10 protein-coding genes are annotated in these 13,284 nt (G+C 44.3%); 9 read left to right on the plus strand and 1 reads right to left on the minus strand.

The features are described from left to right. The first annotated feature begins 41 nt into the window (after positions 1-41). The 6 genes from MSWHS_RS14645 to MSWHS_RS14670 all read left to right on the plus strand — a co-directional run bounded on the left by MSWHS_RS14645 (position 42) and on the right by MSWHS_RS14670 (position 7,960). Positions 42-1,577, plus strand: a complete 1,536-nt coding sequence (locus MSWHS_RS14645) for an ADP-dependent glucokinase/phosphofructokinase (protein ID WP_231585462.1) — start codon at positions 42-44, stop codon at positions 1,575-1,577. Next, positions 1,564-2,412: a DNA-3-methyladenine glycosylase gene (locus MSWHS_RS14650; RefSeq protein WP_048129047.1), complete on the plus strand. Its 849-nt coding sequence runs from the start codon at positions 1,564-1,566 to the stop codon at positions 2,410-2,412. Before MSWHS_RS14645 ends, MSWHS_RS14650 begins: the two co-directional genes overlap by 14 nt. A 1,118-nt stretch (positions 2,413-3,530) precedes the next feature. Beyond that, a complete protein-coding gene (locus tag MSWHS_RS14655; RefSeq protein ID WP_197074080.1) occupies positions 3,531-4,682 on the plus strand; it encodes a hydrogenase small subunit in 1,152 nt (383 codons plus the stop codon). Between the two features lie 7 nt (positions 4,683-4,689). Continuing rightward, positions 4,690-6,477 (plus strand): nickel-dependent hydrogenase large subunit, encoded by a 1,788-nt coding sequence (locus MSWHS_RS14660; RefSeq protein ID WP_048129050.1) that lies wholly within the window; start codon positions 4,690-4,692, stop codon positions 6,475-6,477. Positions 6,478-6,492: 15 nt separating this feature from the next. Then, entirely contained in the window at positions 6,493-7,305 is an 813-nt protein-coding gene (locus tag MSWHS_RS14665; RefSeq protein WP_048129052.1) for a formate dehydrogenase subunit gamma, read from the plus strand. Positions 7,306-7,474: 169 nt separating this feature from the next. Beyond that, a complete protein-coding gene (locus MSWHS_RS14670; RefSeq protein WP_048129054.1) occupies positions 7,475-7,960 on the plus strand; it encodes a hydrogenase maturation protease in 486 nt (161 codons plus the stop codon). A 28-nt stretch (positions 7,961-7,988) separates the two neighbouring features. Here MSWHS_RS14670 and MSWHS_RS14675 read toward each other — a convergent pair whose 3' ends face one another. After that, positions 7,989-8,972 carry a peptidoglycan-binding protein gene (locus MSWHS_RS14675; RefSeq protein ID WP_048129056.1) on the minus strand — a complete coding sequence of 328 codons (984 nt, stop codon included), beginning with the start codon at positions 8,970-8,972 and terminating at the stop codon, positions 7,989-7,991. A 406-nt stretch (positions 8,973-9,378) separates the two neighbouring features. On the opposite strand from MSWHS_RS14675, the gene MSWHS_RS14680 reads away from it, so the two are divergent. From MSWHS_RS14680 to MSWHS_RS14690, 3 genes are read left to right on the plus strand one after another with little or no spacing between them, the layout of a single operon-like run. Further along, complete coding sequence (locus MSWHS_RS14680) at positions 9,379-10,542, plus strand: hydrogenase small subunit (RefSeq protein WP_048129058.1); 1,164 nt, start codon at positions 9,379-9,381, stop codon at positions 10,540-10,542. After that, complete coding sequence (locus MSWHS_RS14685) at positions 10,542-12,332, plus strand: nickel-dependent hydrogenase large subunit (RefSeq protein WP_048129060.1); 1,791 nt, start codon at positions 10,542-10,544, stop codon at positions 12,330-12,332. Before MSWHS_RS14680 ends, MSWHS_RS14685 begins: the two co-directional genes overlap by 1 nt. 12 nt (positions 12,333-12,344) lie before the next feature. After that, positions 12,345-13,157: a cytochrome b gene (locus MSWHS_RS14690; protein WP_048159297.1), complete on the plus strand. Its 813-nt coding sequence runs from the start codon at positions 12,345-12,347 to the stop codon at positions 13,155-13,157. Positions 13,158-13,284: the final 127 nt, after the last annotated feature.

The raw sequence follows: 13,284 nt of genomic DNA on the forward strand, positions 1-13,284 counted from the left end.
TCTGCCTCGTTTTGTAACGGATCGATAAATTCTCAATCTGAATGCCTGATAAAGAGGCTGCTTTTCCATTTGAATCTACAGGAACAGGTCAGATGAACATACTTTGCGGTTATAACGTAAACATAGATTCCGTATACCGGATAAGCGGAGCCGAAATCACGGAGCTGCTGAATGCATTTGAAAGGACCGAAATCCTTGAAAAAATCGAAACTCCTCCCGGAAAAATACTTTCGGGATCCGATTTTGTGGCAGGGCTCGCTTATTGTATGAAAAACGGGTGTGGAGCCGAATGGCTCGTTTTTGAGCAGTCTGTGTTTGAGTTTCTGAAGAACCGCTATTTTGAAAAATCTCTTGTGAGGATGGGCGGAAACGCCGGGATTATGGCAAATGCGCTTTCCGAACTGGGGGCTTCGAGGGTAGTCCCTAATGTTGCAGTTCCTTCAAAGACCCAACTTTCTCTATTTTCGAAAAAAGCAGTATATTTCCCGGATGCTCCTTTACAGGTAAAGAATAAGTCGGGGGCAAAATCCAGAAAAAACAGAAATGCCTCTTTCAGTAACCAGGACCCCATCCATTTCGTTTTTGATTTTTCCGAAGGGGAAACTTTTTCCCTTTATGGGAAAGAGATCAGGGCTCCCAGGGAAAATCGTTTCATAGCAACCTGTGACCACTTAAATTTCAGGCTCTTCGTTAATCCGGCCTTTGAGAATTATGCCCTGCAGCGTTCAGGGGAAATAAATGGGGCACTCATATCAGGTTTCCATCTCCTGCTTGAGACCTATCCTGACGGCAGCACCTACAAAGAGATCCTTGAGAATTCATTTTCCCAGCTTAAAGCCTGGAAGGCAGGAAATGAGAAGCTCAGGGTTCACCTGGAATTCGGGCATTTTGCAAGCAGGGAGATTGCAAGTTCTGTCTTCCTAAAGTTTGCCGGAATCTCATACAGCATCGGAATGAACGAGGACGAGCTTGCAATGCTCCACAACCTGCACGGAATTCCTGCTGAAGGGATTTTGCGTATGGAAGCCGAAGCTGTAGGAAAAGCAGCTTGTAAGCTTGCTTCCCTGCATGGGCTTGGGAAACTTTTCATTCACACAAGGGAGTTTGTCCTTGCTGTTTTTAAGCCCGGAAACTATGATGTTTCTGGAATTTTTGAAGAGTTCGGGATTTCCGGGGAGCTTGGGATTTCCGGTGGTTCCGGGATTTCAGGTAAATGGGGCGATAAAGAAAGCCCTGCGCTGTTAAATGCAGCCGGTAAAAATCTTGAAGCCATGAGCTTCGGGCTCAGGTGTGCAGGGGCATACGCAGCTTCAGGCAGGCTTGAAGGGCGGGAATTTGTGGAAAAGGAGGCTTCCAAACTTCAGGAGAGCATGTTTGGAAGGAAGCAACTGCAGCTTTTCCTTGAAGCATTCGGCGGAGAAACCTGTGGACATGGTGCTTTTGCTTTAATGGAGAACTATGTGATTTGCATACTCCCAACGCTGCTTTCAAAATCTCCAATCACTACTGTAGGGCTCGGGGACACGCTAACTGCAGGGGCTTTTTTAAGGGGGCTTGAACTGGATGTACAGGATTAAACCCATAATCTTTAACCTTGACTATACCCTCGACTGCGGACAGGTCTTTCGCTGGAAAAGGGAAGGAGACTGGTGGACAGGAGTTGTCGGAGACCATGTTATCCGGCTTTCCCAGGAGAAAGACAGCGGAGAACTGCTGGTTGACTCAAAACTTCCATTAGAATTTTTTTCTCATTATTTCCGTCTGGACGACAACCTGTCCTCAATTTATGACAGCATAAACAAAGACCTTTTGATAAACAGGGCGATCAACGAATATAGAGGTCTGCGCCTGATCCGGCAGGATCCCTGGGAGTGCCTGATTTCCTATATGCTTGCAACAGCCTCAAGCATCCCCACAATCCAGAAAAGGATCAGTCTCCTGAGCCAGTTTTTTGGGCAGGAACTCGAAGGAGGCTATTTCAGTTTTCCGGATCCTGTAGCCCTTGCAGATGCAGACCTCTCCCTGCTTGACAAATGCAAGCTCGGCTTCAGGACTGAACGCATAAAAGAGGCAGCAAGAGAAGTGGTTTCAGGCGAGCTTGACCTTAATGTCCTTTTCCGTCTGGAGTACAGGTATGCGCGGGAACGCCTTATGAGGATTCGCGGCATAGGGGAAAAGGTTGCTGACTGCATTCTTCTTTTCGCCTTTGAGAAAATGGAAGCCTTTCCTGTAGATACCCACATCAGGCAGATTATCCAGCATTATCACGTTGATGACAGTTACTTTGAAACCTGCAAAAACCTGAGCTGTATGGGAGACTGGGGACGAGAATATTTCGGTCATTACTGCGGATATGCCCAGCAGTATTTGTTTTATCAAAAAAGGATGGAGGGGTTTGTCCCTCTTTATTAATTAGTGTATGATTTTTTACGTTGTAATTTCCTGTACACACAGGTAAAATAAAAAAGAAAAAAAAGTATATTCAGTATAAACTAATTTAGCAAAACTTAAATAACTACCCACTTAAGACTTTTTTATGGCTATTAATAAAAAAAGTAAGAATGCCATTTGTGATGTTGCTTTTTCCTTTGCCGGAGAGCAAAGAGAATACGTTAGTACCCGATGGTTCTGGATGGAGTAAAGGAAAAACGGAAGCTTATAACCTAAACTTGAAATCTTATACATCTTATAGCGGTAACTAATGAAAAATTCCACAAAAACCAGATATTTTTGAAAAAATTGTATAAGTGTTCGTCTGAATAGATCAATTTTTCCAAAATGGGTAGATTGGTTTACTCAAATTATGATGAAATTTTATGATTTTTTTGAAATTGGAGAAGAACCAAAAAAAATTAAAAAGACTCTAATATGTCGGTTAACGAAAAATAGATGGGCCTTTAATGGGAAACTGGTTATAATAATATGTATAGTTTATTCAGGGGTCTAACAGGGATTAAATCAGACTTCTTGCTTGTCTTGCGGTTGCTCCGCATCATTAAATTTCTTCTCTATATATTATAAATGGTTTTTATTATAAATAATTATTATAACTGGTTTTTATTATAAATAATTGTTTTTATTAATGGTTTTTATTATAGATGGTTTTTTTGTTTTCCTTAAATACTTATTAATTCTGCATTGATTTTGTGTATTTTTTCATAAAAATATCAAATTTTCTGTTATATAATCATATTTTCACTTTAATTTTTGGGATACAAAATCACTCTGAAGTGGAAAGTATTTTTTTGTTCTTTAAGGTTAGCTAGTTTTGTTACAGTGTCTTTTGCTAGTTTATTGCTTACGTTAAGGCTTACAATTAATTTTCTTAAATTATTATATTTTTCATATATTTAATTAATTCATTCACTATATTAATATATTTATTTTATCGTGTAAATAAACTTAAATACTATTCCCTCATTGGAAACATTATTGTTATATTTATATACATGCTTATATAATTGTGGCAAATCTAAATTAGAATTTTCTTTCGAATATATATTTTGGGTAAAAAACAAGATGTGGTAGAGATGAGTACTGGAATGAAAAATCTTATTCGTACACTGGATAGTTTAGATTTTTTAAAACTAGACCGGCGTACTTTCATGAAGGCTGTAGGCGTGCTTGGCGCAACTACATTTCTTGGCACCTATAAAACAGAGATCGCAAGTGCGCTTGAGTTTGCAGATACTAAAATTATCTGGCTTCACGGTGCTGAGTGCACCGGCTGTTCCGAATCCATTTTAAACGGAGGCAATCCTGATATTGTTCAGGCAATCAGCAAACTCAATGTTAACATTGCTTACCATGAGACTCTCCTTGCCCAGCAGGGATTATTTGTCGATGGCGAACCTGTAAACACCTCTGAACTAAACTCCGAGCTTCTTGTTGACGAACTTATCGAAGAAGGCAATTATATCCTTGTTGTAGAAGGCGCAATTGCAAACGGTCCAAACGGCTCGGGGCGCTACTGTGTTATTGGGAACAGGACTTTCAAAGAGCTCTTTGAAAAAGCTGCAGCACGTGCCAATTCTATCCTTGCAGTTGGGACCTGTGCCACGTATGGGGGAATCACCTGTGCGGACAGTGCTATTGCCGAGGTCACGGATTACAGGGGAGTGGCTTTCACAAAGGAAGACAGCTCAAAAGGCATGCTCACAGAGCTTGGGATCCACAAACCAGTAATTAATATCCCTGGCTGCCCTGCACACCCTGACTGGATTCTCCTTACCATAGGTGCGGTAATCCTTGGCAAGATTAAGATTCCCGACGACCTGGATACCATCCTTGACCAGTATGGAAGGCCTACAGTCTTTTTCCCCACCGACCACACAGTGCATGATAACTGCCCTCGCCGCGGTTACTATGATCGTGGAGAGTTCGATGAGCAGATTGGCGGAGAAAAATGCCTCTGGAAATTAGGCTGTAAAGCTCCTTACTCTCACGCAGACTGTGCTATTCGCCGCTGGAATGGTTCTGTAAGTATGTGTACTCAGGCAGGTTCCCCCTGTATTGCCTGTGTTGAACCCGGTTTCCCGGACTCAGCAAGACCTTTTTATGTTGAAGCTGAAGACAAGGGTGTGCTTCTTGGGGCAAATATTGACACATTATCCAAAGCTGCAGTCGGAGCTGCTACCGTACTTGCAGGAGTGCATGCTGTTCGGAGAATGAAAGGAGAGTGAGTAAAAAATGGTAAACGTTACAGTCGACCCCTTAACAAGAATTGAAGGTCACCTTCGCCTGTCTACTGAAGTAAATGCGGAGGGCGTTATAACTGATGCCCAGAGCTCCTGTCTCATGTTCAGAGGCTTTGAACGCATCCTGCAGAATCAGGACCCAAGAGATGCAGCCCTTCTTATTCAGAGAATCTGTGGGGTTTGTCCTACGTCCCATTCAATCACAGCTGCCAATGCCCTTGACCAGATATTCGGTGTGGTTGATACCGTTCCAAAAGATGCACTTGTAGCAAGGAACATTAACCAGGCTCTAAACTTCCTTGCAAGCCATGCAACCCACATATACATACTCTGGGGTCCTGACCTTTCAAACCCTGCGTATCGTGATGTTCTTACTCCTCTAGGGGAAACCGGAAACGCAGTCTGGAAAGAAATGGTCGGCAGGTTTGCCCCGATCAGCTACAAGATTGATGGGCAATCAGTGCCTGTAGGATCCTCCTACCTTGCAGTAATTCCTGAAAAGAAACGCCTTCAGGAAGCAGTTGCAGTTATCGGCGGAAAAATGCCCCACCAGGTCACATCCTATCCGGGTGGATATACTTACAAGCCGAATGTAGCAGATATTGGCAAACTTTCCTCTTACTACCTTCAGGTAATGGACTTTATCTCAAACTACACTCTGAAGGTTCCATTCGAGACCTGGATTGAAAACACCTACAAAGCAAGCTCCCCCCAGAAAGCCGTAAGTTTCGTGGTTGAACACCTTAAAGGTCTTGTTGACAAATCAGTAGACTCAAATGACTTCACCAGGGAAGCTGGCTGGGGAGATACGGAGTTCTATGCAGCCTTTGGTTCCGAACTTGTGGGTGAAACACTGCTTGGTCTTCCTGCAAGCCTTAAGCACGACAAAATCGGTGGATACAGCGATCCCTCAAAGATCTCCTTCCTTTCATATGGTGGGTTCTACAATACTGAGAATGGGGACGGGTACGACCCTAACAGCCCCGCAGGAGACCGCTTCCTGACTTCAGGTATTGTGACCGGAAGCCTTGAATATCAGAATTTTGATGCAAGCAAGATTACCGAAAGTATTGCTCACGCCTTCTATGAAGGTGCAGCTGACCTACACCCCTCAAAAGGTGAAACCAATCCGTTTACCGATCCTGAAGCAATCCGCTTTGACAAGGGTTCAGATAGCAGATACACCTGGAGTAAGGCTCCGAGATATGACGGAACTCCCTGTGAGGTCGGGCCTCTTGCACGTATGCTTGCAGCTAAAGAACCGCTTGTGACCGGACTTGCTCTGGCCTTTAACGAGAACGGTTACTCTGCAGCTAACGTTTACACAAGAATGATTGCTCGTATCCAGGAAACAGCAATTATCGCAAATGAGCTCTTTAAATGGGTAACTGTCGATTACGATCCTAACGGCAAGATTGCTGTTGATACCGATATTTCTATGGCAAAGAATTCGGAAGGTATGGGTCTCTGGGAAGCTCCTCGCGGCGCTCTCGGACATTGGGTCTCCACCGACAGCAAATCAAAGGTTATCAACTACCAGCCCGTGGTTCCGAGTACATGGAACCTTTCCCCGAGAGATAGCGCTGGCGTACCCGGGCCTCTTGAACAGTCCCTTATAGGGGCAAAGATCAATGCTGTAGATAATTCTCTTGGTGTCAATTACACCAACCCTGTTAACATTCTTCATATCGGTAGGTCTTATGACCCGTGTGTTTCATGCGCGGTCCACACCATTGACCTCACCGGGAAAAACGCTCCACGTACTTTAAGAATAGTATAAGGAGATGACCCATAAATGAAACCCAAAGACAACCCGATGGTTGTTGAGCGCTATACCGTCCTTGACAGGACGGCTCATACCATCCATGCTGTGGCAATGATTGTGCTCATCATTACCGGGTTTAAAATATATGCAGGCTGGGACTTTATGAGTTTCCACAATGCCCGCGCCCTTCACATGATCGCGGTTCCTGCTCTACTTGCAGTGAACTGGATCCTTATACCGTACAACATCTTTTCTTCAATTGAAGGTGGGATCCAGGAAAAAATTGCACATTTCATGGACCATTATGTTTTCGGTCCTGAAGATGCAAAGCGCCTGAAGGCAATAATCCTCAATTTCTTCGGAAAGGGCGAATACCCCGCATTTACTATTTATGATGAGGTGTCGGGACACTATAAGACCAAACTCCACCCCTTAATGAAGATCCTCATTGTAATCGAAGGCACCGCTATCTTTGTGATCGCCGTTTCAGGCATTGTTCTTTACAGGCTTGACTGGGCACTCATAGGGCTCCCTATAGGTTCATGGATCCTTCTGGCAGGAGACCTGGTTGCACCTGCTTTCAATATGTCTTCCCTGCAGTTTTACAGGGCTCTCCACCTGGTCATGACTTATTTTTTTGTCTTTGAACTGGTTGTCCACGTGGGTATACTTGAGTTTAACCCGCATGTCTGGAAGTACCACAAGGCAATCTTCTGGTCCGGAAAAGAGGATCTTTCAGATTCCCGCTACGCAGAAATCGTTAAACCCAAACAAAAACAACTTTCTGACAGTGAGATCTGGCACGAATCGTCCGATACGCCTTCTGAAGTCGTAAAAGATTAATGTTCAGGGAATTCCAAAGTCCGGGAAAAATGTAATAAAGGCATAGAAATATGCTAGAAAAAGGCATAGAAATATGCTAGGAGTCAACTACCCGCTAAATCTAAAGATTTTACGGGTTTCCGGCTGAGATTTTATGATAAATAGATGTTCAACTTTGTAACGTGAAAATATGTCTATATTACATGCTCCTGTCCGAGTCCTGGGCTGTGGAAGCCCTCTCATGGGTGACGATGGCGTCGGCCTGAAAGTTATCGAAGCCCTTAAAAAAACAGAACTTGAAGGTCTTGAAGACCTCGATATAGCGGATGCGGGGGTCTGCGGGCTCGACCTCCTGAATCTGCTTGACGGTGCTAGAAAAATCATAATAGTTGATGCAATCCTGACAGGCAGCCGGAAAGGTTCGGTACACCGTATTGAAGGTGGGGACCTGATAAAGGGTACTGAGCTGCATACCCTGGTCTCTGTTCACGATCTCACAATTACCGATGTGTTGAGAATTGGGGAGCAGGTACAGTCCCTTCCGGAAATTGTGGTTATAGGAATAGAGATCGGAGAATTAGCTACTGAATTCTCCCAGGATATAAGCCCTGAAGTCCTCAAGGCTGTAGATGAAGCTATAAGGCTTATCAGAAATGAGGTTTTTTCTCTACTTTGACAGCCTGAATATCGATTCTATAATTATCTTAAGGCTTATTTGTTTTTGTTTCCTCCTGTACCCAGTTACTATAGAGATGCCACTCAAGTAAAGCTGTATCGCTATCAGTTTTGATATCAAATCTCCAGTCAAACGGCTCTTTGTTATCCGTGGAAAACTCAAAATTGGCAGTAGCTTGAGATTGAATCACAGTGCTTTTGGATTCTCCAGTATTGGGTTTTATTCGAATAGTTGACGCATGGGCATGGAGATTTTTTACATTAAAGTGCATCGATTGACCACCCTGGATTTCAAGGAAGCTATCTCCATTCCACATCCCTGATGAATGGAATTTGCGGTTATGGCTGTCAGCCTGAGGGAGTGACGAAGTCACATATGGAGCTAAAGGTACAGTTGAAGGTGTTGTTTTTTCTATATGCCTGGTTACGTATTTTGGTCTTGCCGATACTTCCCGTACCGGTGGGACAGGTGGTACATGCACTGGTTTTACTGGAGGTACGTGCAATGGTTTAAGATCCGGAACTGTCTCTACTGATGGAACTACGGGTTTCTCTACTGGTGAGACAGGAGGTGCTCTTACCGGCTTCGGAGTTTCTCTTGCTAGTCTAACCGGAGATGCCCTGGGTGACCTAACTGGAGATTCTGGTACTAAAGGAGCTGGAACCTCCGATACCTGTGGTTCCGTTGATGGTGAAGCTGGATGTTTTAGTGCTCTTGAGGGAAATTCTCCGTCCAGACTTTCTATAGTAATTGACCCTATTACACCATCAACCTTCAGTCCGCGTGCTTCCTGGTAGCTTTTGATGGCCAGCTCAGTCTCATCACCAAGGATACCGTTGGCTCCAACTTTGGGCACAGGAATACCCAAAAGAATCAAAGCTTCTTGAACTTTCTTTACCGGAGAGCCGCTATCGCCTTTGCGAAGGACCCTTTCGTTGTCATAGCAAGCCTCTAAAACGTCGTCATCTGCAAATCTCAACGATTTTAAATCGTGACCATCCCCAATAGTCATACTTTATCCCCCACATTATTCATAATTTTATTTTCCAAACTGTGTAGTGTGGTTTTATTTTTTCATATTATGCTGCAAATACTAAACTTAAAATTCTATTATATATTTCAATATATAAAGTAATTATTAAAATATATAAATCTTTAGAAAAACTATATTTATTTTAACTGAGGGCATAGCTTCCTTCTTGAACCAGTGGACAAAAATCAGGTACTTAAAAGAGATCCTCTTCAATTTCTGAAGCTTACCAGGCTATTCAAGGCCGTAATAGTTTTTCCCATAATAGTCTTTTAATACAATAGGGTCTATGTCTTATTATATCTCTATATAAAAAATTATTTATTATCCCGGGGGAAGCAGAACGGGTGAAAAATCTTTACTTGAAAAGTTTAAAAATCTCGACTTCATGAAGATGGACCGTCGGACTTTTATAAAAGCCGTCGGAATGCTGGGAGCTTCGCTGTTTTTACAGACCTATAAAAGTGATCTGGCAAAAGCCCTTGAACTTTCGGAAACTAAAATATTGTGGTTCCATGGGGCAGGGTGTACCGGTTGCAGCATATCAATGCTTGACGGAGGGACACCTGATATCGTAGAACTACTTCAGTATTTAAATCTCAACCTGCTCTATCAGGACGTCCTGATGATGCAGCAGGGAATTTTCGTAGACGGAAAACCTGCAAATACCAGTGAGCTGAACTCTGAGCTTCTGCTGGATGAGATTCTGGAAAACGAAAAAGGATATGTTTTTATTTCCGAAGGTGGAGTCCCAAATGGGCCTGAAGGTTCGGGAAAATATCTGGTACTTGGAGGCAGGACATATAAGGAAATTTACGAGAAAGCTGCAAAAAACGCCTCGGTAATTATAGCAATCGGGCAGTGTGCTACTAACAGTGGGGTAAATGCTGCAAAAAGTGATGTAAAAGAACTTCTTGACCACCGCGGAATCGCGTTTACTATGGAAGATTCTTCAAAAGGAATTGTTGATCTGCTCGGGATCGATAAACCGGTTATCAACATTAACGGCTGTCCTGCCCACCCTGACTGGGTATTTCTGACAATAAGCGCGGTTGTCCTGGGGAAAATCAAGGTACCCGATGATCTCCCTTACGTGCTGGACAGATGGAAACGTCCGAAAGTTTTCTTCCCTCCGGATCATGTTATACACGACAACTGCTCTCGCCGCGGATATTATGACCGTGGAGAGCTTGACTTGACAGTAGGTGGACCGGGTTGCCTCTGGAAACTGGGGTGCAAAGGGCCGTATACCCACGCTGACTGTGCCACTCGCCACTGGAACGGACATCAGTCTTTCTGTCCTCAGGCAGGCTCTCCCTGTATAGGCTGCGTACAGCCGGGATTTCCGGACAGTACTAGGCCCTTTTTCGTGGAAATTGAAGATACCGGAATTGTAGGTACAAATCTTGATACCGTGGCAGGTGTGGCAATAGGAGGGGCACTCCTTGCTGCAGGTGCCCACGCTATAAGAAGGACTGTTTTGAACAATCCTGAGGAAATAGAAAAGGCTGAGGAAGAGAATATTTCCGGGAAAACCGGAGGTGAAAAGTAATGGTACAGGTGACCATAGATCCTCTTTCAAGAATTGAAGGACATTATAGGATTAATACTGAGGTTGACGGAGATGGTGTGATTACCGATGCCCAGAGCAATGCTCTGCTCTTTAGAGGTTTTGAGAGATTTCTTCAGAATCAAGACCCGAGAGATGCGGCACTTCTAACCCAGAGGATCTGCGGGGTCTGTCCGGTTTGCCACAGCATAGCTGCAGCAAATGCTTTGGATGAACTTTTCGGAGTTATAGAAGAGGTTCCCAAAGATGCTCTTGTAATGAGAAATATTCATCAGGGTCTTAATTTCATAGCCAGTCATGCAGCCCACATCTATGTGCTCTGGGGCCCGGACCTTGCAAACCCGGCTTATCATGATATCCTTATGCAACACGGAGAAATGGGGGATGCAGTGTGGGGAGAACTGGCCGGACGTTTTATGCCTATAGTAAATCAGTTTAAAGGAATACGTTATCCTGCCGGATCTTCTTACCTCGGTGCCATAAGGGAACAGCGTCACCTGCATGATGCCATTTCTCTTGTTGCAGGCAAAATGCCTCATTCTGTTTTACAGCATGTCGGAGGAGTGGTTTATTCCCCGACTATTGCAGACATTAATGAGCTTGCAGCCTATGTTTCAAAAACTGTGGAGTTTGTTGAAGCATTTACTCTTGGGGTCTCTCCAGATACCTGGATTGAAAATACTTACATGGCTTCTTCTCCGCAAAAAGCTGTCAATTTCGTTCTGGAACGCCTGCAGGAACTTATGGATAATTCCCTTTCCAGCAATGACTTCTCCCACTCCTCCGGCTGGGGAGATGTTCCTCTTTTTGCAGCTTTTGGTTCGGAACTGATTGGGGAACAGCTTCTCGGTCTGCCTATCAGTATGAAAATGGACCGGGCAGGAGTTTATCCTGATCCCGATAAAATTGGTTTTCTCTCTTACGGAGTTTTCTTCAAACCTGAAAATGGGGATGGGTATGACCCTACAAGCCCTGCTGATGATAGGGTTATACCTTCCGGATATATGAACGGACGTCTGAAACTTGAAGAATTCGACTACAGAATAATCTCTGAAAGCGTTACTCATTCCTTTTACATTGACGAGAAAGAAGACCGGCCTCCCTGGAACGGCGTTACGGTTCCTGAAGGGAATCCTGATGAAATAGATTACACAAAAGGTTCGGAAAGCCGTTACTCATGGTCAAAAGCCCCCAATTATGGCGGCATTCCCTGTGAAGTCGGGCCACTTGCTCGCCTCATGGTTATGGGTGAGCCCCTCACAACCGGACTGGTCCAGGCTTTCAAGGAAAACGGGTACTCTCCTGTAAACAACTATACTCGCATGATTGCAAGGATGCAGGAAGTTCTTGTAGTAATGTCTGAACTGATGAAGTGGATTTTGCAGGATCTTGAGGCGGGGGCAAAGGTTGCAGTTCACACCGATCTTTCGATGGCAAAGGATTCGACAGGGATGGGCCTGTGGGAAGCCCCGCGGGGAGCTCTGGGGCACTGGATTGCTACAGGTTCGGATTCGATGGTTACTCTTTATCAGGCTGTAGTTCCGAGTACCTGGAACCTGGCTCCTCGGAACTCACAGGGAATTCCGGGCCCTGTTGAGCAGGCTCTCATAGGCACTAAAATCTCTGCTGCGGATAATGCCCTCGGTGTTGACTATGCAAACCCTCTCGGGATTTTACATACAGCTCGCTCCTATGACCCCTGCCTGGCATGTGCGGTCCATACAATCGACAGAACCGGAAAGCATCCGGATCATACTATCAGGGTGCTTTAAGGGGAGCTTGGTATGGTACTGTCTGCTGAGAAGCCTGCCTCCGGAAAGATGGTTGTTGAACGCTATAACTGGCTTGAGAGGATCACTCACCTGGTTCACCTGTTTGCCATGTTCGCCCTTCTTATCACGGGATTCAGGATCTATTTTGGCTGGGATTTCATGGCATTTCAGACTGCCCGGTCTATCCATATGGTTGCGGTTCCTTTTTTTCTGGTCGCGAACTGGATCCTTGTCCCCTATAATATCTTTTCCTGCAAGGGGGAGAGGTGGTGTGTCAGGGATAGGATAGACCATTTCCGGAAATCTTATATATTCGGGGAGGAGGATGTGGAACGCCTTTTTGATATCGTCAGAAATTTTTTCGGGAAAGGCAGGTATCCTGCTTTTACGCTCTATGATGAACAGAAAGGATATTATATAACAAAACTTCATCCCATGCTCAAGCTGCTCATTATTCTCGAAAGCACTGCAATTGCTGTTATTGCCATAACAGGAATAGTGCTTTATAATATTAATTGGGCTCCTTTAGGGCTACCTGTATCCGAATGGATCCTTTCAATAACCTGGTATTTTGCGTCTCTGCTTAACGTTAATGCTCTGGGCCTGATCCGTATAGGACATCTGCTTGCAGGCTACTGGTTTGTTTTTGAGCTTGTCGTCCACGTAGGCATTCTTGAGTTTGATCCGGAAGTATGGAAATACCATAAAGCAATTTTCTGGTCCGGAAAAGAGGATTTGTCAGACAGGCATTTTGTTAGGGTAATCGAAGAAAGTAATGGGAAAGGGCTGACGAAAGATCAAAAGGGAGCATCGGAAGAACATTAATGACAGTAAAAAGTAACCAGTTGTGGATTGATTGTGGAGCTTAATTGCAGGAAAAAGCAGACCATTAAGGAAGCTGAAAGCTGAATCTTTTTTTAATGGAGGTTCTTGGGTTAGTTGTAGTTGAGGT

This window comes from Methanosarcina sp. WWM596, from assembly GCF_000969965.1.
Lineage (GTDB): Archaea > Halobacteriota > Methanosarcinia > Methanosarcinales > Methanosarcinaceae > Methanosarcina.

What these genes read in the sequence shown, in the direction of transcription:
- MSWHS_RS14670 (WP_048129054.1), top strand. Translation starts at nt 7,475, where the DNA reads ATGTCTATATTACATGCTCCTGTCCGAGTCCTGGGCTGTGGAAGCCCT.
- MSWHS_RS14690 (WP_048159297.1), top strand. Translation starts at nt 12,345, where the DNA reads ATGGTACTGTCTGCTGAGAAGCCTGCCTCCGGAAAGATGGTTGTTGAA.
- MSWHS_RS14660 (WP_048129050.1), top strand. Translation starts at nt 4,690, where the DNA reads ATGGTAAACGTTACAGTCGACCCCTTAACAAGAATTGAAGGTCACCTT.
- MSWHS_RS14680 (WP_048129058.1), top strand. Translation starts at nt 9,379, where the DNA reads ATGAAGATGGACCGTCGGACTTTTATAAAAGCCGTCGGAATGCTGGGA.
- MSWHS_RS14655 (WP_197074080.1), top strand. Translation starts at nt 3,531, where the DNA reads ATGAGTACTGGAATGAAAAATCTTATTCGTACACTGGATAGTTTAGAT.
- MSWHS_RS14665 (WP_048129052.1), top strand. Translation starts at nt 6,493, where the DNA reads ATGAAACCCAAAGACAACCCGATGGTTGTTGAGCGCTATACCGTCCTT.
- MSWHS_RS14650 (WP_048129047.1), top strand. Translation starts at nt 1,564, where the DNA reads ATGTACAGGATTAAACCCATAATCTTTAACCTTGACTATACCCTCGAC.
- MSWHS_RS14685 (WP_048129060.1), top strand. Translation starts at nt 10,542, where the DNA reads ATGGTACAGGTGACCATAGATCCTCTTTCAAGAATTGAAGGACATTAT.
- MSWHS_RS14645 (WP_231585462.1), top strand. Translation starts at nt 42, where the DNA reads ATGCCTGATAAAGAGGCTGCTTTTCCATTTGAATCTACAGGAACAGGT.
- MSWHS_RS14675 (WP_048129056.1), bottom strand. Translation starts at nt 8,972, where the DNA reads ATGACTATTGGGGATGGTCACGATTTAAAATCGTTGAGATTTGCAGAT.